Consider the following 20,049-nt stretch of genomic DNA (forward strand, 5'->3'; position numbering starts at 1 on the left):
TATGCCGGCGTGCAGGGCAGTGCCGCGATCGGCGTCGGCGTCGGCGGCAATCTGCTGATCGGCGGCTCCAACAACACCATCGCGCTGCAGCCGCTCAGCCTGCAGGGCCAGGTCGGCCTCAGCGTCGCCGCGGGTCTGGAGAGCCTGGAACTGCGCCCGGGGAGGTGAGGTTCTCCCCGCGCAACGTCCCGCGCTTTCGCCACACCAGATCGGCCATCACCTTGGCGGTCGCAGCGAGCACCAGCGCGCCAAGCGCCGCCTTCGAGACCGTCTCCATCGTCCCCTCGATCAGGATGGCGTGGACCACGCTGCCGGCGACGATGACGATTGCGAGCAGCCGGTGCACGATGCGCCAGGTTCGCGGTCGCCACCGCCGGCGCAGGACCGCCAGCAGCGCGGCGGCGAAGATCGCCCACATCGCGATCACGCCGAAGTAGGAGAACGGCGTCGGCGACGCCAGCAGCAGGGCGTCGATCATGTCGGGCGGACTGGTGATCCAGAGGCCGGCGACATGGACCACCACCGCTGCCAGCAGCGCGCCGCCGATCCAGGGATGGGCTCGCCGCCCGATCCGGGCCGGCAGTCCCGGCAGATATCCGGCGATCAGCAAGGGCTGAAACAGCATCAGGCCGAGGCCGAAAATCCCCGCGAACCCCGCCACGATGTAGACCGCATCGCGGTAGGCGAGCAGCGGGCTCACCGCCGCGGCGGCGAGCGGCACGCCGACGGCCGCGGCAACGGCGGTCCAGGCCAGCGCCGCCAGCGCCGATTTCCATCCGCTGGTTCGCAACCCGGTCAGGCCGGCTGAAGCACGAAATGCGCCTCGAGGCTGGTATCCTTGGCGCTGCGCATCACCGGCCGCAGGAACACGGCTTTGAATTCATCGCTGTCATAGGCGAGGTGGCCGTGCGGCTGGCCGAACACCGGAACGATCTGCGGCATTTCGAGTCGGAACACGCCGTTCTTGTCGGTGAGCGTGGCGCCATGGCTGTGCGGGTCGTTCTCGCGCCCTTCTGTCGTGTGCGCCCAGATCTGGATGCGCTGCCCGGCCAGCGGCGCGCCGTCGCCGGCGCGGCGCACGGTGCCGGTCATCCAGAAGCCGCCCTTGCCGATCCGCTCCACGACCGGCGCGCCTTCGCGGTAGTTGTTGGTGCCGCCGCGCATCGAAGGCGTCGGCGCCAGGCCTTCCGCGCGGGCGGGCACCGGCAGCCCGGAAATCCCGGTTGCCAGCACGGCCCCGCCTGCGGCGAGCAGGGTGCGGCGGTTGAGTACGACGGTGGTCATGCGGGTTCCTTCCGGCAGCGTGCAGATATTGCATCAAGCTTACAACAACGCGCGCGACAGGTAAGGAGCGCGGCAGCTCGCATAACAGTGTTGTGAACCGGCGCGCGACCGCTCAGCCGGCGTCATCCGATGTCCGTCGGCTGCTATTTTTGCTGAACGCGGCTGAGGTAGTCGACGACGGCGAGGACGCGGGTCCGCACCACGACTTCCGGACTTTGCTCCGGCCCGGCCAGCTTCCAGTAGGTCGGGTCAACATAATGCGGCAGCCTGACGATGGGATTGAATCGTTCCCCCCAGATCGGCATTTCGCGGGTGCCGTGAGCGGGAATTGTTTTCGACCCATGGATGGTTTCATAAACCGCGTCGGTGGGAAAAACCCCGTTGTTGTTCCTGGCCAGCATCGTCAGATCCGGAGGCGGTATTTTCAGGAGGCCGCTGACCGGTCCCTTGCCTTTGGCATCCGTGCCATGACAACTCGCGCACGAGGACTGGAATTCCGACTTGCCGACGTCCGGGTCGTCAGCCTGGGCCGCGACCGCGAAACCGGCGGTCAGACTGGCAATGATCACCCATTTTACACCGGATTTTATCATGTCGCGCTCCGACGCTGGCAGGAACGTGCTGATGCTAGGCGCTTTGCGCCCCCCGAAGTTTGACGCACATCAAGCCCGGCTTGCCTCTTGATGCGCCCGAATAGTGCGGGAAGGCCGGTCTATAGGCGAGGGATCCAGCCCGGACGGCTCAGCATGTAGTCGACCATGCGCGGCGGAATGCTCAGGGTGCCCGCTATCCCGCTTTTATCCCCGGGCAGTCCCGGAAGGATCGATGCTTCGCGCTTGCTTCGCACCTTGGACAGCCACTCCGGATCGACCACCACGGCGCGTCCGATTGCAACCAGGTCGGCGCCCATGCCGATCGCCTCCCCGGCATCCGCGCATGTCCTGATCCCGCCGCTGGCCATCACCGCGCAGCGGCCCGCGATGACGCGGGCAAACTCCGTGATCGGACTTTTCGCCGGGATGACGTCTGGCTCGACCGGGCCGTCATAGACGCGGGTCTCCCGCTGCGGCCGGCTCTTGCGAAAATCATCGAGCGAGATCGAGATGTAGTCGAGATTCAACCCGGCCAGTTCGTTGCAAAGCAGACTGGCGTCCGCGAGCGTATAGCCGTCCGCCTCGGCCTCGAACGGCGTCACGCGAAACCCCGCGATCAGGTTCGGGCCGAGCGCGTCGCGAACGGCCGCTGCGACCGCGAGCGGAAAGTTCATCCGCCTGGCCGGCGTGCCGCCCCAGTGATCGTCGCGATGATTGGCCCGCGGCGAAAAGAACTGGTGCACCGCATAGTGGTTGGCGCCGTGAACCTCGACGCCGTCGAACCCGGCCTTCCGGGCCAGCGAAGCAGCCCTGCGAAAACTCGCAATCAGGCGTTCGACCTCGTCCGGTGTCATCGCCCTCGGCGTCCGGGCGCCGGGACGCAGCGACGCCACGGCGGAAGGCGCGCGCATGCGCTGCTCGCCGATCAGTTCGGGCTTGGCGATGCGGCCGCCGTCATAGATCTGGAGGATCGCCAGACTTCCCGCGGCACGCATGGCCCCGGCGAGCCGCTGCAGGCTTTGCAGATGGCCGTCATGGGCCGCGCCCGTTCCCTGCCAGGAGCGTCCGTCATCTTCGACATAGGTGGCGGAAGAAATGGCGGCGCCGAATCCGTTCGCCGCGCGCCGCCGGACGAATTCGAGTTCTTCGTCGGCAGCCGTGCCGTCCTCATGGGAAGAATCGGTCGTCAGCGGTGCGATCGCAAACCGGTTTGCCATCTCGCGTCCGCAGTTGAACCTGAAAGGAGACCAGACGACCATCGTTCGAACCTCGTACTTCTTACTTCGCCCCTCCACCCGCGAAGCGGTGGGGAGGGGTCGGGGGTGGGGGGTCTATCGGTGCATTCCGCTGACAGCGAATTTGCTGAAACACCCCCCACCCCCGACCCCTCCCCACCACGCGCAAGAGCGCGCGGGGGGAGGGGCGTGAACAGCCTCGCCTTAATGGAAGACACGTCCGGAGTCGATCACCACGGTCCGACCGGTGGTCCCGGTGCGGAGACGCGGTTGGGAGGCTGGAGGTGCGAGCTGCGCAACGGCTGTCAGCCGCCGGCCTGTCCGCTGATCAGGTTCGCTGCCGGAATGGAGACGCGCCAGTTCAGTCCGGAGGCCGCAAACTCCACGGCGACCTTGGCATTGAGAGAGCGTCCGATCATGTCGTCGAACACGACATGGCCGAACCCCTTGTGGGACGGAGCGATCACCGGCGGCCCGCCTTGCTCGATCCAGTTCAGGAGCAGTTGGCGCGGCGCGTCGGCTCCGCCTTCGAACGCCCAGGACACCCTGACTTTCCCGGTCGGCACCGACAGGGCCCCGTACTTGGTTGCGTTCGTCGTCAGTTCGTGGATGGCAAGTCCGATGGCCTGGGCGGCTTCCGCGCCGACGACGATGTCGGGTCCACTGAGCTCGAGGCGAGAACTCTGCACTTCCACGAAGGGCTCGAGATGCTTGCGCATGAGGTCGGCGAGAGGGGCTCCCTGCCAGCTGTTGAGAACCAGTACGTCGTGCGACGCCGCGAGGCCCTGCAGACGCCGCCCGAACCGGCTTTCGAATTCCTCCGTGGTCGCGACCGTCCGGGCCGTCCGGCGGGCAATCGACTGGATGACGGTGAGCAGATTCTTCGACCGGTGCGACAGCTCATGCATCAGGAACTGAATATGATCTTCCGCGGCCTTGCGCTCGGTGACGTCGGCCACGATGCTCACCATGCGGTGAGCCTTTCCATCGGGCGTACGGGCGACGACCTGGCCGTGGCCTCTGAGCCAGAGAGTCGTGCCGTCGGGCCATACCACGCGGTACTCGGACGTAAACGAGTCCTGCCTGTCTGCAAGCTCGTGGAATTTCTGCATCAAATGACGGTCGTCCGGGTGCAATGCGGACCGGTATTCGTCTTCATCGCCCCCCACGCGGCCGCGCCCGTCGACGAGGTTGAGGCCGAACAGCGCCATGCCTTCTTCGGTCCAGAGCCGCGTCCTGCCGATCAGATCGGTTTGCCAGGTGCCCATTCTGCCGGCGCTCAGGGCAGAGCGATAAAGCGCCTCGCTCTCGCGCAGGGAGGATTCGGCGGCAACCTGCGCGGAGATGTCGACATTGGTCCCCAGCCAGCGAACGATCTTGCCGGCCGGGTCCCGCCGCGGCACCACGCGCGTCAGAAAGGGACGAAAAATCCCGTCGCTTCCCTTCAGGGGGAAAGTCATCTCGAATGACTCTCCCGTGGCGATGGAATGTTTCCATTGCTTCAGGACGTCGGGCAGCCGATCGGCATCGTGAACCGAGGTCCAGCCCCAGCCTTGCTGACTCTCGGGTGAGGTCCCCGTGTACTCGTACCAGCGGCGATTGTACCAGAAGATGCTGCCGTCGGCGTCGGCCAGCCAGCACAGCATCGGGAGATGATCGGCCAGATCGTAAAAATCTTCCGACGTTCGGAGGGCTTCCCCGGAAGGGGGGACTTCACTCCCGGCACCTGGTTCCGATGACGTTTCCATCTGCGCATTCAGTTGTATGCTGGATCCCACCGATATCAGATGCAGGGTATCGATACCACCCGGGTCGCGGGCCCTGGATTGGCCGCTTCGTTTCCGGGATTCCGTCTCACGCCCTGGAGCGCGCCGCCCAGGACTGTCCGGCCCGTCGCCTCAGTGGAAGATGCGTCCGGAGTCGATCACGACGGTCTGGCCGGTCATGGTCCCGGTGCGGCACATCGCGACCACCATGTCGGCGCAGTCGTCCTTGTCGGCCGGCTTCTTCAGCAGTGCGCTCGAAGCGGCGCGCTCGACCTGCTCGGAGCGCAGATTGGCCGTGGCGCGGGTGCCTTCCAGCAGCCCCGGCGCCACGCAGTTGACCAGCGTCTCCGGCGCCAGCGCCACCGCCATGCACCGCGTCAGGTGAATCAGCCCCGCCTTCGACACGGCATAGGCGATCGAGGAGCCGGTCGGGCTCAGCCCCGCCACCGAAGCGATGTTGACGATGCGGCCCTGCCCCTGCGCCTTCATCACGGGGGCCACCGCCTTGATCAGGCGCATCGGCCCGGCCAGATTGACGGCCATGATCTTCTCCCACACTTCCATCGTCAGGTCGTCGAGATCGCCGAACGGGATCGCGACGTTGTAGGCGGCGTCATTGACCAGGATATCGAGCCGGCCGAAGGCCTGGGTGACCTCGCCGACCAGCCGCTCCACATCGGCGCCGTCGGTGATGTCGCAGCCGAACGCCCGGGCATCGACCTGGTACCGCGACGCGAGATCACGGGCGACGCCTTCCGCCTGCTCGCGGCTGCGCGCATACATCACGGCCACATGCGCGCCCTCCCGCGCCAGCGCGTGGCAGATCCGCTGCCCCAGCCCGCCATTGCCGCCGGTCACCAGTGCGACTGTGTTCTTCAGGTCCATCGGGTCTTTCCTTTGATGTGGGTGCGGTGACGCGAGTCGCGGCCTGTGCGACTCGGCCACGATTGAACGTCTCTCTGGCAGCTTGCTTGATGAGCAGTTCTTGTCAGGAATCCCCTACCGAGGGCAAGCTTCATCATGCCAGCGACGGGTCATCAAGCGACATCGCTTCGAACTCCATTCCTGGCAAAACACTGCCATCGCTTCGCCGATGTCCCTTCCTGGAGGTGGAATAGACTTGGTTAGGTCGTTGGCAGATGTCGCCTTTTGACCCACAACTGTCATAGGATGGCTGGACCGACGGTAATTTCCTGCAAGAATGCTGATAAAATTGCTATCCGGGATCGGTCACAAACAACACGCGGCGAGAATTTCGCAGCCTCCTTCGCGCGAAGTTGCGCAACCGCCAAGGAGCGAGAAGACTCAATGTTTGTAGCCATGGCAATTTCTGCATTCTTGGTGATGGTCAATATTATAGTCCACTACGAGATGCTGCGGCTGATGTCGGCCTACGTCCCCAATCTGCCAATCGCGGTTCGCCTGAAGGTACTGATCGTGGTGTTCGGTTGCTTTGTGGCACATACGATTGAGGTATGGTTGTATGCAGGCGCTTTCTTGGCCATTTACAAAGCTGGCCTCGGGTCACTGCAAGGACAGGTCGAGGAGCACTTCGCAGATTTTCTCTACTTCTCTGCGACATCGTATTCCACAATGGGGATTGGTGACGTTTATCCGACCGGCGTGCTCCGTCTGATCTCCGGCATCGAAGGAATCAATGGTCTATTTCTGATCGCGTGGTCGACGTCGTTCACCTACTTTGTGATGGACAGGCTTTGGCCTCTGCACCCGGATCAGGATCCTAAGGCGCAAGGCTGATCGGGTTTACTGGTCGTGTCGCCGAGGTGATCGAGGTATCGCTCAGAGCACATTTTCGACACGGCGCGATGTCTGGTTTAAGTCCGTAATGCCCACCCAAGCGGACGTTCGCCGACGACCGCGCTGCCTCCATCGCATTTGACGGCTCCTGCAGTATGCTCGTGTGCACCTTTTTCGCACGACTTCGCACACGAGACCGCGGGTGCAGCGCGCATCCGGCATTCCTGCTCCCTCATTGGAGGGAGAAACGACAGGCAAGCCTCGGGCAGTATCATGCCGCGAGAAGGCGGACGTGTGTCTGGTGATGAGCCACATTGGGGAGCGGCCACGCTGTTCGCACATTTACCGTTGTCGTCCCCGCGAAGGCGGGGACCCACTATTCCAGAGACGGTCGTGTTCAACCGAGAAGCCGCGGCGTACTGGATCGCCCGGTCGGAGCCGGGCGACGACAGCTTGGTGTGGGGCGCGCCTGCCAAGCCCATTTCCTTCCCAAAGCGATCTACTCGTGCGCCCGTCGCTGTTCACTTCACAATGCACTGCAGCGAAATTTTTCCCGCTTGCCAAAATCGCGGGACGGGCGGACCATCCAACCGCCGACCCAATCATGGGCCGAGCTCCAAACAAGGAGGCGGCAATGGGACACGACGTCAGAAGTCCCTCGGGCACTAAAGCTTCGGGCCCACGGTGCATTGCGCTGGTGGGCCCTTTCCAGAGCGGTAAAACCACACTTCTCGAAGCCATCATGGCGCGCACCGGCGCCATCCCCCGCGCCGGCAGCGTCGATTCCGGAACCTCGGTCGGGGATTCCAGCCCCGAGGCCCGCCATCACAAGATGGGCACCGGCCTCACCGCCGCCGCCACCAATTTCATGGGCGAAAGCTACACCTTCATCGATTGTCCGGGCTCGGTCGAGTTCGCGCACGACATGCGCGCCGCGCTGCCGGCGGTCGATGCCGCGGTCGTGGTGTGCGAGGCGGACGAGAAAAAGCTGCCGCAACTGCAGATCATCCTGCGCGAGCTCGAGGACCTCGGCATTCCGCGCTTTCTGTTCCTCAACAAGATCGACCGCGCCTCCAAGCGCGTCCGGGAGACGCTGGCGACGCTGCAGCCGGCGTCGCGGATTCCGCTGGTGCTGCGCCAGATTCCGATCTGGAACGGCGATCTGATCGCGGGCTTCGTCGATCTCGCGCTGGAGCGCGCCTTCGTCTACCGCGAGCACAAGGCCTCCGAAGTGGTGGCGCTGGAGGGAGGCGATCTCGACCGCGAGAAGGAAGCCCGCTTCTCGATGCTGGAAAAGCTCGCCGATCACGACGACGCGCTGATGGAACAGTTGCTGGAGGACATCACGCCGCCGCGCGACGCGGTGTTCGACGATCTCGCCCGCGAACTGCGCGAAGGCCTGATCTGTCCGGTGCTGCTGGGATCGGCGCTGCGCGAAAACGGCGTGCTGCGGCTGATGAAGGCGCTGCGCCACGAGGCGCCCGATGTGACCGCGACCGCCAAACGGCTCGGCGCGTCGTCGCCGAAGGACGCACTGGCCTATGTGTTCAAGACGCTGCATCTGCAGCACGGCGGCAAGCTGTCGCTGACGCGGCTGCTGGCCGGCCGGCTCGACGACGGCGCCACGCTGCAATCGTCGTCAGGCGAGCATGGCAGGGTGTCCGGCATTCTCGGGGTCAGCGGCCTGCATGACAGCAAGCGTGCGTCCGCCGAGGCTGGCGAGACCGTCGCGCTGGGAAAACTCGACTCCGTCAAGACCGGCGACACCGTGTCGAGCGGCAAGAACGCGCCGAAGGCGCTGGTCAGCGTTGAGCCGACGCCGCCCGTACTGGCGCTGTCGCTGTCGGCCACCGACCGCAAGGACGACGTCAAGCTCGGCCAGGCGCTGCTGCGGCTCAACGAGGAGGATCCCTCGCTGACCATGATCCACAACCCACGCACCCACGACATCGTGCTGTGGGGGCAGGGCGAGATGCATCTGCGCGTCGCGCTGGAACGGCTCAAGGACCGTTTCGGCGTCAACGTCAAATCGCAGCCGCCCTCAATCGGCTATCTCGAGACCATCCGCAAATCGATCACCCAGCGCGGCCGGCACAAGAAGCAGTCCGGCGGCCATGGCCAGTTCGGCGACGTGGTGCTGGAGGTCAAGCCGATGCCGCGCGGCGGCGGCTTCGTGTTCCAGGAAAGGGTGGTCGGCGGCGCCGTGCCGAAAAACTATATCGGTGCGGTGGAGGAGGGCGTGGTCGACGGCCTGCTGAAGGGGCCGCTCGGCTTCCCCGTGATCGACGTGCAGGTGACGCTGACCGACGGCTCCTATCACAGCGTCGATTCCTCCGATCTCGCCTTCCGCACCGCGGCGCGGATCGGCGTATCCGAAGCGCTGCCGCAATGCGCGCCGGTATTGCTGGAGCCGATCCATGTGGTCGAGATCGTCTGTCCGACCGAGGCCACCGCGAAGATCAACGCCATCCTGTCGGGGCGGCGGGGGCAAATTCTCGGCTTCGACACCCGCGAGGGCTGGCCGGGCTGGGACCGCGTCCGCGCCATGATGCCGGAAGCCGAGATCGGCGAGCTGATCGTCGAACTGCGCTCGGCCACCGCCGGCGCCGGCAGCTTCACCCGGGCGTTCGACCGCATGGCCGAAGTCACCGGCCGCGCCGCCGACCAGATCATCGCCGCCCACAGCGTCGCGGCGTGATCCTTTCCGTCATTCCGGGGCGCGCGAAAGCGCGAACCCGGAATCCGGAGGATGTGTTCCCGGTGTCCCGCCCGATCGGGATTCCCGATGTGCAATTGCACATCTGAGGTTCAGCCCTGCGGGCCGACCCGTAATGACGGCGTTGGTTGTCAGGCGGCGGCATTGACAGCGCCGCCGGCTTGCCCGATCTCACGGGCGTCGCCCGCTCCCGGGCGTCGCCATGGGATCGTCGATGACCGCTGAAACAAAGCCCCCCGCCGCGTGCCTGATCGGATGGCCGGCGGCGCATTCGCGCTCGCCGCTGATTCATCATTACTGGCTGCGCACGCTCGGCATCGCGGGCGGCTACGTCATCGAGGCGGTGCCGCCCGACGAATTCAGGGATTTCGTGTTCCGGCTGTCGCTGCGCGGCTTCGTCGGCGCCAACGTCACCTTGCCGCACAAGGAACAGGCGCTGACGCTGTCGAAGCCGGACGCGCGCGCCCGCGCCGTCGGCGCCGCCAATACGCTGTGGTACCAGGACGGCGAACTGCGCTCGACCAACACCGACATCGAGGGCTTCATCAACAATCTCGACGTCTGCGCCCCGGGATGGGACCGCGCCGAGGATGCGCTGGTGCTGGGCGCCGGCGGTTCGTCGCGCGCGGTAGTGTTCGGGCTGATCGAGCGCGGCATCAAGCGTGTGCACCTGGCCAACCGCACCCTCGATCGCGCGCGGGCGCTTGCCGATCAGTTCGGCGCCGAGGTGCATCCGCTCGCGTGGGATGGCATCGACGAGGTGCTGCCGCGCGCGGGCCTGCTGGTCAATACCACGTCGCTCGGCATGCATGGCCAGCCCGCGCTCGATATCGACCTCGCCTTGCTGCCGCCGCGCGCGGTGGTCGCCGATCTCGTCTACGTGCCGCTGGAAACGCCGCTGCTGGCGGCCGCGCGCGCGCGCGGACTGCCGGTCGCCGACGGCCTCGGCATGCTGCTGCACCAGGCGGTGCGGGGCTTCGAATTGTGGTTCGGCCGGCGCCCGCAGGTCACCGCCGAACTCCGCGCGCTGGTCGAGGCCGATCTGAAAAAGGTCTGAGCGGAAACAGCGACGCCGGACCAGCGTCGGCCGCGCAACGTCATCGCGAGCGCGACCGGCGCATCATTTCGCGCTGCAGGCGGCGCCGCCCAGCACGCAGAATTTCGCGCAATGCGGATGGTTGAGCATCACCTGCTGCGAAGCTTCGGCCAGCGTGCTGCCGAGTTCGAACTGGGTGTCGTAGGGAAGAAGGGTGCAGGCCAGCACCGCCGGCCGTTCGGCGTCCTTGCGTTTGACGACCATCCGCGACGACGCGCACATGACGTCGGCCGGCGATTTCCCGAGGATGCCCCAGCAGGCTTCGGTGATCTCCGGCACATCGGCCGTCTGGTCCATTTCCGGAAAGACCACGAGGTCGATCGGGTCGTTTGCGTCGATACCGAATTTTTCCAGCAGTCGGGCATACCCCGCCCGCACCATGCCTTCGGCCTCGCCCGAATACATCCGTCCGGCAACGCTGATCCGGAAGCTGTTGGCGGCGAGCCAGCTCAGGCCGTCGATGGTCGGCTGCCAGCTCCGCGGTCCCCGTTCCAGTTCATGAAGCTCGCTTGTGTAATGGTCGATCGAGACCCGCAGCGCCAGGCGGTCGCCGAATCTTTCCCTGAGGCGAAGCAGCGATCGCTGATGATGCCGCATCGGCTTCATGGCATTGGTGAGGACGAGCGTTTCGAAGCCGCGCGCCAGCGCATCTTCGAGCATCGCAGGGAATTGCGGGTTCATGAAGGGCTCGCCGCCGGTAAAGCCGATCAGCCTGGTCGGCAGCGCATCGCGGGCGATCTCGTCGAGATAGTCCGAGACCTCGGCCGCCGTGATATAGGCGAGCCTGTCGTTCCTCGGGGTGGATTCGATGTAGCAATTGGCGCAGGAGAGGTTGCAGAGCGTGCCGGTGTTGATCCACAGCGTATCGAGGCCGGCCAGCGCAACGCTCGCGCGCGGCGCCCCTGTCGCGGTGGATCCGGCATGTCGGAATTTCGCCGGATCGAGTCCTGCGGGCTCCGCGGATATCGGCCAGGCCGGCCGTGCGCTGCTGTCGCGCTCCCAGGTCAGCGAGCAGGGCGACAGCGCAACCCCCCGCGCTTTCGCTTCGGCCCGCGGCAGCACGTCGCAACCGGGCCAGAGGCCCGACGACAGCGCTTCCGAATAACCTTCCGGGAGACCGGCGTTGCGCATCGCGGCCGCGGCCGCCGCATGGTCGTAATTCACCGAGGCATGCTCGAGCACGATCGAGCGAGGCGCGTTGCCCGGACTGAGGACGCTGTACCAGACGCGCGGCGTGCCGTCGTTCGCGGGCATCCCGACCACCCCGGGATTGTGCCATAGAAGGCCATCGATCACCTGGGTGAAGGGCAGGCCGCAATGCCCGGCAATGATGCCGTCGACCCGGGAGGATGCGAGGTCGAGCGCCTTGATGCGTGAGGGCGTCGACGCGAATATGAAGCGGCTGATGTCGGAGAGGCTTCCATGCACGGCGACGAGGCGGAGGCCCGCGACCGATACTTCCAGCCGCCTGGGAAGGCTGCGCATCCAGTCTCGGTCGTCACGGTTCAGTTGCGAACGCGCATGGTTGAACCAGACCGCCGACAGTCGGTCGCATTCGCTCCCCGGCGCGAAACCGCATCCGCAATCCTCGGCGTCCGCAGCCAGTTGCTCTTCGCAGTTTCCCATGACGACGCTGATGCCGGCCTTGCGCACGAGGTCGACGCAGGATCGCGCGTCCGCTCCGTAGGCCACCACGTCGCCGGTACAAATCACGCGATGCGGGGGAATGCCGCGCCGCGACGCCTCCGCCAGGACGGCCTCGGTCGCCTGGAGGTTGGAATAGGGGCCGCCAAAAACCAGAAGCCTGGAGTCTGCATTCATGCTGTGATCGATCCGCAGTCGCTAAGGATGGTTCGTCGACAGAGCCGTATTAGTTACGCCATGACGCCGGATTTCGGCTCAGGCTGCCCGCGTGCGCAGCAGGGTTCTAACCGGACTGTTCCATTTGGGTTGCACCAAGTCCCGTTCCGGCCGCAAGGTCGACCGAGCCGGGAGAGTTCCGCGGCGATTTGACGCTGGACGCGATCCCGCTCGGGGTAACCATCGGTTGGCCTGCGACGAAACTATCGGAGAACCGGGGCTGACCCCGCAGGGAACCTTTCCATGATCAGCGTCGTCATCCCCACGCTGAACGCGGAAGCCGGTCTGGCGGCAACGCTCGATCGGCTGCGGGCTGGCACACAAGGGCTCATCGAGGAAATCATCGTTTCCGATGGGGGGTCGACCGACGCCACGGTCGAGATTGCCCATCGCGCCAATTGCAGGGTGGTCCGGGGTCCGCCGGGGCGGGGCGAGCAACTGGGTTTCGGCGCGCGCCAGGCCGAAGGTCGCTGGCTGCTCTTTCTTCATGCCGACACCTGCCTTGGGGCGGGGTGGGAAGATGCCGCGACCGAGTTCATGCGGCGGACAACAACGGGGCGCCGTGCGGCGGTATTCACATTCAAGCTCGACGATTCCGCGACGTCGGCGCTGGTCCTGGAGCGGATCGTCGCGTTGCGCGGAAGGGCGCTCGGATTGCCCTACGGCGATCAGGGCCTGCTGGTGTCGCGTGGCTTCTATGATGAAATCGGGGGTTTCAGGCCGCTGCCGATCATGGAGGACGTCGATTTCGTTCGCCGCATCGGGCGGACCCGGCTGGAGACACTTGCGGTGCCCGCGGTTACCAGCGCGGTTCGCTACCGGCGGAACGGATACCTGCCCCGAATGGCGCGCAACGCTACGTGTCTGCTGCTCTATTTCATCGGGGTGCCGCCGAAATCGATTGCCAGGATCTATGGATAGAAGTCGCGTACTCCCGACGTTGTTTGTGATGGTCAAGGCGCCGCTGGCCGGCGCGGTAAAGACCCGGCTGGCGGCCGCGATCGGCACGGCCGAAGCGCTTCGCTTCTATCGTAGTTCGACCGCTTCGCTGCTGCGGCGCGTCGGAGCGGACCCGCGTTGGCGGACCGTACTCGCCGTCAGTCCGGATCGGTATGCCCGTTCGCGGTTCTGGCCGGCCGGCTTGTCCCGCATCGGGCAGGGGCAGGGCGATCTGGGCGACCGGATGCAGCGTTTGCTCGACCGGCCGGGTGGACCCTGCATTCTGATCGGCTCGGACATTCCCGGCATCCGGACGGGTCACATCGCCGAGGCGTTCGCCGTGCTGGCGCGCTCGCGGCTGGTTTTCGGCCCTTCGGAGGATGGCGGGTTCTGGCTTGCCGGCACACGGCGCCCGACGCCACGTCTGTTCCGGAACGTGCGATGGTCGACACCGCACACTTTGGCGGACACGCTGGTGAATGTGGGCAGACCGGTTGGCCTTGCCGCCACATTGGCCGATGTGGACACGGAAGCCGATTGGCGGCGCTGGCGCCGGGGAGACTTCGAAGGGCGGCAACCGGAAGGCGGCGGCTGATGAGGCGCTATTTGCCCTACATTGTCGCCGGCCTCTTTGTGGCGATCGCCGCCGCCGCGCATTTCAGCGGGCTGACCGATGCCTTGAGCCCGCAGGCCATTCTGGCCAAGCGGCAGGCCTTGCAGGAACTCGCCGCATCCTATCCGGTGCTCGCGCCTTTGGCGTTTGCCGGCGTGTATCTGGCCGTCGCGGCGTTCGCGTTGCCGGTGGCTGCGATCCTCAGCCTGCTGGGCGGCTTCCTGTTCGGGGTAGGGCTCGGATCGGTGCTGGTGCTCTGCTCGGCGACGGCAGGCGCCCTCATCGTATTCACCCTGGCGCGCAGCGCGATCGGAGAACCGCTTCGCCGCAAGGCGGGGCCGCTCTACGAGAAGATCGCGGTCAACATGCGGGAAAACGCGTTCGGCTACCTGCTGTTCCTGCGCCTCGTACCGGTGTTTCCGTTCTTCCTTGTAAACCTCGTTGCGGCCCTGTTCGACATGACGGCGCGCAGCTTCGTCGTTGCCAGCGTCATCGGCATGGCGCCCGGGACCGTGATCTACGTGAATTTCGGACGCCAGCTTGGCACGGTGACAAGTCTTCAGGATCTCCTGTCGCCTGGTGTGCTGGTTGCGTTGACCGGGCTTGGCCTGCTGGCGCTGATGCCGGCGGTGTACAGGCAGTGGAGCGGTAGACGTTCGGGCGCGACAGGAAAATCGGAGGTTTGACGCGTGACAGCATCGCGGTTTGACGTTTGCGTGGTCGGTGCGGGTTCTGCCGGTCTATCGGTGGCCGCGGGGACGTCCCAGCTCGGTTTGAAGACGGTCCTCATCGAACGCGGCGAGATGGGCGGGGAGTGCCTTAATTCCGGCTGCGTTCCGTCGAAAGCCCTGCTCGCCGCAGCGAAGACGGCGCATGGCTATGGCGGCTGGGAGATTGCCGGCGTCAGCGGATCGACGCCCGATGTGGATTTCGCCGCCGTGCATGACGGCGTGCGCGGGGTCATCGAAACGATCGCGCCGCATGACTCGGTCGCCCGTTTCGAGAAACTCGGCGTCACGGTGCTGCGCGACACGGCCCGGTTTGTCGATGCGGAAACCATGGAGATCGGCGATGCCCGGCTGCGCGCAAGATGGTTCGTCATAGCCACCGGATCGAAAGCAGTCATCCCGAAAATCCCGGGGCTGGATCCGTCCGCAACCCTGACCAACGACACCATATTCGGCTTGCGCGAGAAGCCGGATCATCTTGTCATCATCGGCGGCGGGCCGATCGGGATCGAAATGGCCGTGGCGCATCGCCGGCTCGGGGCCGCCGTCACGATCCTGGAGCGTGACGCGATACTGCCGCACGACGAGCCCGAACTCGTGGACGATCTGCGCGGCGTGCTTCGTGACGAAGGAATCGTGCTGCTCGAAGGCGTCGAAATTTCTTCGATCCGGCACGGGCCGGGCCGCGTGGAGGCAGGCTTCCGGCGGGATGGCCGCGATAACTCAGTTTCGGGCTCGCACCTGCTCGTCGCCGCCGGACGATCTCCGCAACTGCAGGACTTGCAGCTCGATGCCGCCGGCGTGGTCCATGATGCCAGGGGCATTGTCGTCGATGGCCGGCTGCGCACCAACCGAAGGCATATTTTCGCGCTGGGCGACGTGATCGACGCGCCTCATTTCACGCATGTGGCCGGATATCAGGCCGGGATCGTGGTGCGCAACCTTGCCTTTCGACTTCCGGCCAGGGTCGATTACCGGGCCCTGCCATGGGTGACCTATGCCGACCCCGAACTTGCGCATGTCGGCCTGACGGAAGCCCAGGCGCGCAAAAGCCTTGGCGGCAAGGTTTCGGTGCAGCGCGTCGCGTTGCGAACCAATGACCGGGCGGTCGCCGAGCGTCGTACCACCGGATCGATCAAGGTTATCCTCGGCCCGCGGGGCCGCATTCTGGGGGCGTCGATACTGGCGCCGTCGGCCGGAGAAATGATCGGGCTGTGGTGCCTGGCCATCAAGCAAAGGCTCACGCTCAAGGCGATCACCGATCTGATGTTGCCCTATCCCACGATGAGCGAAATCGGAAAGGCAGCGGCAAGCCAGTACTATCAGCCGCTGCTGTTCAACGACAGGACGAGCCGGGTCGTTGGAGCATTGCAATGGCTGCCGATATGGTAGGCGCATCGCGGCCGCCGCAGAACGTCGTCCTGGTCGGAGCCGGCCACGCGCATGTTGAGGTGCTGAGGTCGTTCGCTGAATCTCCGCCGCCGGATGTCAGCCTCACGCTCATTACGCGCTCCCGATACACGCCCTATTCCGGGATGCTGCCGGGGCTGATCGCGGGCAATTACCGTCTGGAGGAGACGCGCATCGACACAAGGCCGCTGGCCGTTGCCGCCGGGGCGAGGTTTCTGCAGTCGGAGGCGGTCGGACTCGATCTGGAATCGTGCAGCGTGATGTGCCGTGACGCGGCGGCCGTTCCCTACGATATCGTATCGCTCGACATTGGGTCGACGCCCACCATCGGCGGCATTCCGGGTGCGGCGGACCATGCCATCCCGGTGAAGCCGATCGATGGCTTTCTCGATCGGTTCGAGGCTCTGCGTCACCGCGTCATGCGCAGGTCCGCAGGCAGCCACATCGTGGTGGTCGGCGGCGGTGCCGCCGGTGTCGAGCTCGCGCTGTCGATGCAGCGGCGGCTCTCGGTCGAAATGGCCGCTGCCGGATTGCAGTCCGGGGTGCAATTCACCTTGGTGAGCGCCTCCGCGGCTATCCTGACGACCTTCCCCGCCCGATTTCAACGCAAGTTCGAACGTGTGCTCGGCGAACGCGGCATTGCAATCGTGACGGATGCGCGGGTGACGGAGGTCCGGCCGGGCCACATTCAGATCGAAGGACACCCGGGCCTTTCAGCCGACGAGGTCGTTTGGGCAACCGAGGCCGCCGCTCCCGAGTGGCTCGGAGCCACGGCGCTCGAACTGGACCCGCGTGGTTTCATCGCGATCGACCCGACGCTGCGAGCTGTCGGGAATCACAACGTTTTCGCGGTCGGCGACGTGGCGGCGTTCCTGCCGAGAAAGCTGCCGAAATCCGGCGTCTATGCGGTGCGCCAGGGACCCGTTCTGGCGCAGAACATTCGCCGTCTTGTGGCCGGCGAAGAGCTCCGCCACTATTCCCCGCAACAGGACGCTTTGTACATCGTGTCCACGGGCGAGCGTCACGCCATAGCGACCCGGAACGGACTGGTCGTGGAAGGCGACTGGGTGTGGACGTTCAAGAACTGGCTGGACCGGCGCTGGATGCGTCGATACCAGCGCTATTCTGCACCGGAGCCGTCCATGCCGGTGCTGTGATTTTCCTTTCAGATCGCCAGCACGTGGTCGTCGATCTCGGCGATGGTGTTGACGCCGCACAGGCCCATGGTGACGCTGAGTTCGTTGCGCAGGATGTCGAGCGCCTTGTCGACGCCGGGACCGCCGAAGGCGCCGAGGCCGTGAATATAGGCGCGGCCGATCATGCAGGATTGCGCGCCGAGCGCCAGCGCGCGCATCACGTCCTGGCCGGAACGGATGCCGCCGTCGAACATGATTTCCATCTGCGCGCCGATGGCGTCGACGATTTCGGGCAGCGCCTCGATCGAAGACGTCGTGCCGTCGAGCTGGCGGCCGCCATGGTTGGAGACCACCAGCGCCTGCGCGCCGGTCTTGGCCGCTTCCTCGGCGTCCTCGACGTCGAGAATGCCCTTCAGAACCAGCTTGCCGGGCCAGATCGAGCGGATCCACTCGATGTCCTTCCAGTTCAGCGAAGTGTCGAACTGGGTCGCGATCCAGGTGCCCAGCGCGGTGATGTCGTCGGTGCCCTTGAGATGGCCGACCAGATTGCCGAAGGTGCGGCGCTTGCCGCGCAGCACGCCGGCGACCCAGGCCGGCTTGCTGGCGAAATCCACCAGTTTCGACAGCGACCATTCCGGCGGCACTGTCATGCCGTTCTTGATGTCGGCATGACGCTGCCCGATCACCTGCAGGTCGACCGTCAGCACCAGCGCGCTGCATTTCGCGGCGATGGCGCGCTCGATCAGCGCCTTGATGAAGCCGCGGTCCTTCATGACGTAGAGCTGGAACCAGAACGGCTTGTCGACATTGGCGGCGACGTCCTCGATCGAGCAGATCGACATCGTGCTCAGGGTGTAGGGAATACCCGCGGCCTGCGCGGCGCGGCAGGCATGGATTTCGCCGTCGCCATATTGCATGCCGGTCAGCCCGACCGGCGCCAGGATCAGCGGCATCGCGGCGGGCTCGCCGAGGATGGTGGTGGAGAGGTCGCGTTTCGACACATCGACCAGGATGCGCTGGCGGAACTTGATGGCCTGCAGATCGTCGACATTGGCGCGCAGCGTGTCCTCCGAATAGGAGCCGCGGTCGGCATAGTCGAAGAACGCCTTCGGCACTTTGCGCTTGTGGACCTGGCGCAGGTCCTCGATGCAGGTGATGTGTTTCATAAGCGTTCCCGGCCCTTCTCGCATGGTCTTGTATTGTCGCTTTGACCGATCATCTAGCATGCCTGAGGCCCCGGCAATATCGCCGGTCCGGACCCTGGGGGAGGGCCGGAGAAGGCTTTATCCGGGGAGTTCGGATCCTGCCATGTCACCGGCCAGCGCCCCGGACGGCGGGATAACCATGCATTTACAGCATATTAGGGACCAGGCCGCCGGCCGGGCGCCGGTAATGATTCATCATATTTTTTGAAGCCATTTTAGCCCCCGAGGCCCTATAACCCCCTTTGCACGCCACGATAGGCGGCGTTCGCGGTTTCTCGCCGGTGGATGGGAGAAGCCGGGATGAAGCTGGGGGTCACATGAGCCGCAAATATTTCGGGACGGACGGGATTCGGGGCCGTGCCAATGGTCTGATCACGCCGGAGCTGGCGCTCAAGGTCGGGCAGGCCGCAGGCCTGGTGTTTCAGCGCGGCGAACATCGCCACCGCGTCGTGATCGGCAAGGACACGCGCCTGTCGGGCTACATGATCGAATACGCCATGGTGGCCGGCTTCACCTCGGTCGGCATGGACGTGCTGCTGCTCGGCCCGATGCCGACGCCGGCGGTGGCGATGCTGACCAAGTCGATGCGCGCCGATCTCGGCGTGATGATTTCGGCCTCGCACAATCTTTTCGAGGACAACGGCATCAAGCTGTTCGGCCCGCAGGGTTTCAAACTTTCCGACGACGTCGAGAAGCAGATCGAACTGCTGCTCGACGAGTCGCTCGACAAGCGGCTGGCGCAGAGCGCGAGCCTCGGGCGCGCCCGCCGCATCGACGGCGTCCATGACCGCTACATCGAATTCGCCAAGCGCACGCTGCCGCGCGATCTCAGCCTGGACGGCCTGCGCGTGGTAATCGATTGCGCCCATGGCGCGGCCTACAAGGTGGTGCCGGAGGCGCTTTGGGAGCTCGGCGCCGACGTCGTTTCGATCGGGGTCGAACCCGACGGCTTCAACATCAACAAGGAATGCGGGTCCACCTCGCCGGAAGCGCTGAGCCGCAAGGTGCGCGAGATGCGCGCCGACATCGGCATCGCGCTCGACGGCGACGCCGACCGGGTGATCCTGGTCGACGAGCGCGGCCATATCGTCGATGGCGACCAGCTGCTCGCGGTGATCGCGCAGAGCTGGAAGGAAGACGGCCGGCTCGCCAAGCCCGGCATCGTCGCCACCGTGATGTCGAATCTCGGGCTGGAGCGTTTCCTCGAGGGGCAGGGCATCGAGATGATCCGCACGCCGGTCGGCGACCGCTACGTGCTCGAGCAGATGCTGAGCCGCGGCTACAATGTCGGCGGCGAGCCTTCCGGGCATATCATCCTGTCGGACTACGCCACCACTGGCGACGGCTTCGTCGCCGCGTTGCAGGTGCTGGCGGTGGTGCAGAAGCTGCGCCGCCCGGTATCGGAGGTCTGTCACCGCTTCGATCCGCTGCCGCAGATCCTGAAGAACGTGCGCTACCGCAGCGGCAAGCCGCTCGACGACGCCGAGGTCAAATCGGCGATCGACGCCGGCGAAAGGCGGCTCAACGGCCATGGCCGGCTGCTGGTGCGTTCCTCCGGCACCGAGCCCGTGATCCGGGTGATGGGCGAGGGCGACGACCGCATCCTGGTCGAGGAAGTGGTCGATGACATCGTCTCCGCGCTTGGGCACGCCGCCGCGGCGTAGGCGCGGGATTGCAACGCAGCCATTTTCCATTGCGGCTGGTCGGCGC

General features: G+C 65.5%; 18 protein-coding genes. 10 read left to right on the forward strand and 8 right to left on the reverse strand.

The window, feature by feature from the left end:
* Nucleotides 1-168, forward strand: a 168-nt coding sequence (locus Q8R73_RS05820; RefSeq protein WP_305718667.1) for a DUF992 domain-containing protein, incomplete at its 5' end; no start/stop codon positions are given.
* Here Q8R73_RS05820 and Q8R73_RS05825 read toward each other — a convergent pair.
* The 6 genes from Q8R73_RS05825 to Q8R73_RS05850 form a co-directional block, all read right to left on the reverse strand.
* On the reverse strand, nucleotides 119-790 hold the full coding sequence (locus tag Q8R73_RS05825; protein WP_305718584.1) for a ferric reductase-like transmembrane domain-containing protein: 672 nt from the start codon (nucleotides 788-790) through the stop codon (nucleotides 119-121). The two genes, Q8R73_RS05820 and Q8R73_RS05825, sit on opposite strands and share 50 nt — an antisense overlap.
* A 5-nt stretch (nucleotides 791-795) precedes the next feature.
* Nucleotides 796-1,284, reverse strand: a complete 489-nt coding sequence (locus Q8R73_RS05830; RefSeq protein ID WP_305718585.1) for a Twin-arginine translocation pathway signal — start codon at nucleotides 1,282-1,284, stop codon at nucleotides 796-798.
* Nucleotides 1,285-1,427: 143 nt separating this feature from the next.
* On the reverse strand, nucleotides 1,428-1,877 hold the full coding sequence (locus Q8R73_RS05835; RefSeq protein WP_305718586.1) for a c-type cytochrome: 450 nt from the start codon (nucleotides 1,875-1,877) through the stop codon (nucleotides 1,428-1,430).
* A 119-nt stretch (nucleotides 1,878-1,996) separates the two neighbouring features.
* Nucleotides 1,997-3,136 carry an alpha-hydroxy-acid oxidizing protein gene (locus tag Q8R73_RS05840; protein ID WP_305718587.1) on the reverse strand — a complete coding sequence of 380 codons (1,140 nt, stop codon included), beginning with the start codon at nucleotides 3,134-3,136 and terminating at the stop codon, nucleotides 1,997-1,999.
* 281 nt (nucleotides 3,137-3,417) lie between these two features.
* Entirely contained in the window at nucleotides 3,418-4,860 is a 1,443-nt protein-coding gene (locus Q8R73_RS05845) for a sensor histidine kinase (protein ID WP_305718588.1), read from the reverse strand.
* A 150-nt stretch (nucleotides 4,861-5,010) separates the two neighbouring features.
* On the reverse strand, nucleotides 5,011-5,763 hold the full coding sequence (locus Q8R73_RS05850; protein ID WP_305718589.1) for an SDR family NAD(P)-dependent oxidoreductase: 753 nt from the start codon (nucleotides 5,761-5,763) through the stop codon (nucleotides 5,011-5,013).
* 423 nt (nucleotides 5,764-6,186) lie between these two features.
* Here Q8R73_RS05850 and Q8R73_RS05855 point away from each other — a divergent pair, with 423 nt between their 5' ends.
* The 3 genes from Q8R73_RS05855 (at nucleotide 6,187) to Q8R73_RS05865 (ending at nucleotide 10,409) form a co-directional block, all read left to right on the forward strand.
* Nucleotides 6,187-6,636 (forward strand): ion channel, encoded by a 450-nt coding sequence (locus tag Q8R73_RS05855; RefSeq protein ID WP_305718590.1) that lies wholly within the window; start codon nucleotides 6,187-6,189, stop codon nucleotides 6,634-6,636.
* Nucleotides 6,637-7,270: 634 nt separating this feature from the next.
* Nucleotides 7,271-9,334: an elongation factor G gene (locus Q8R73_RS05860; protein WP_305718591.1), complete on the forward strand. Its 2,064-nt coding sequence runs from the start codon at nucleotides 7,271-7,273 to the stop codon at nucleotides 9,332-9,334.
* Between the two features lie 232 nt (nucleotides 9,335-9,566).
* Nucleotides 9,567-10,409 (forward strand): shikimate dehydrogenase, encoded by an 843-nt coding sequence (locus Q8R73_RS05865; RefSeq protein ID WP_305718592.1) that lies wholly within the window; start codon nucleotides 9,567-9,569, stop codon nucleotides 10,407-10,409.
* Between the two features lie 63 nt (nucleotides 10,410-10,472).
* Here Q8R73_RS05865 and Q8R73_RS05870 read toward each other — a convergent pair whose 3' ends face one another.
* Nucleotides 10,473-12,269 carry a radical SAM protein gene (locus Q8R73_RS05870; protein WP_305718593.1) on the reverse strand — a complete coding sequence of 599 codons (1,797 nt, stop codon included), beginning with the start codon at nucleotides 12,267-12,269 and terminating at the stop codon, nucleotides 10,473-10,475.
* A 282-nt stretch (nucleotides 12,270-12,551) separates the two neighbouring features.
* Between Q8R73_RS05870 and Q8R73_RS05875 the strand changes: the two genes are divergently transcribed.
* From Q8R73_RS05875 to Q8R73_RS05895, 5 genes are read left to right on the forward strand one after another with little or no spacing between them, the layout of a single operon-like run.
* The gene (locus Q8R73_RS05875) at nucleotides 12,552-13,229 is read left to right on the forward strand and encodes a TIGR04283 family arsenosugar biosynthesis glycosyltransferase (RefSeq protein ID WP_305718594.1); all 678 of its coding nucleotides are present in this window, start codon (nucleotides 12,552-12,554) and stop codon (nucleotides 13,227-13,229) included.
* Nucleotides 13,230-13,257: 28 nt separating this feature from the next.
* On the forward strand, nucleotides 13,258-13,842 hold the full coding sequence (locus tag Q8R73_RS05880; protein WP_305718595.1) for a TIGR04282 family arsenosugar biosynthesis glycosyltransferase: 585 nt from the start codon (nucleotides 13,258-13,260) through the stop codon (nucleotides 13,840-13,842).
* Nucleotides 13,842-14,546 (forward strand): TVP38/TMEM64 family protein, encoded by a 705-nt coding sequence (locus Q8R73_RS05885; protein ID WP_305718596.1) that lies wholly within the window; start codon nucleotides 13,842-13,844, stop codon nucleotides 14,544-14,546. The genes Q8R73_RS05880 and Q8R73_RS05885 overlap by 1 nt, the downstream gene beginning before the upstream one ends.
* A 30-nt stretch (nucleotides 14,547-14,576) precedes the next feature.
* A complete protein-coding gene (locus Q8R73_RS05890; RefSeq protein ID WP_305718668.1) occupies nucleotides 14,577-15,980 on the forward strand; it encodes an NAD(P)/FAD-dependent oxidoreductase in 1,404 nt (467 codons plus the stop codon).
* Nucleotides 15,962-17,155 carry an FAD-dependent oxidoreductase gene (locus Q8R73_RS05895; RefSeq protein ID WP_305718597.1) on the forward strand — a complete coding sequence of 398 codons (1,194 nt, stop codon included), beginning with the start codon at nucleotides 15,962-15,964 and terminating at the stop codon, nucleotides 17,153-17,155. Before Q8R73_RS05890 ends, Q8R73_RS05895 begins: the two co-directional genes overlap by 19 nt.
* A gap of 8 nt (nucleotides 17,156-17,163) precedes the next feature.
* Here the strand turns inward: Q8R73_RS05895 and Q8R73_RS05900 are convergent, their stop codons facing one another.
* Complete coding sequence (locus Q8R73_RS05900; RefSeq protein ID WP_305718598.1) at nucleotides 17,164-18,300, reverse strand: alpha-hydroxy acid oxidase; 1,137 nt, start codon at nucleotides 18,298-18,300, stop codon at nucleotides 17,164-17,166.
* Nucleotides 18,301-18,656: 356 nt separating this feature from the next.
* On the opposite strand from Q8R73_RS05900, the gene glmM reads away from it, so the two are divergent.
* Nucleotides 18,657-20,003 carry a phosphoglucosamine mutase gene (glmM, locus tag Q8R73_RS05905; RefSeq protein ID WP_305718599.1) on the forward strand — a complete coding sequence of 449 codons (1,347 nt, stop codon included), beginning with the start codon at nucleotides 18,657-18,659 and terminating at the stop codon, nucleotides 20,001-20,003.
* The last annotated feature ends 46 nt before the right edge of the window (nucleotides 20,004-20,049 follow it).

The organism is Bradyrhizobium sp. (assembly GCF_030697065.1).
Lineage (GTDB): Bacteria > Pseudomonadota > Alphaproteobacteria > Rhizobiales > Xanthobacteraceae > Bradyrhizobium.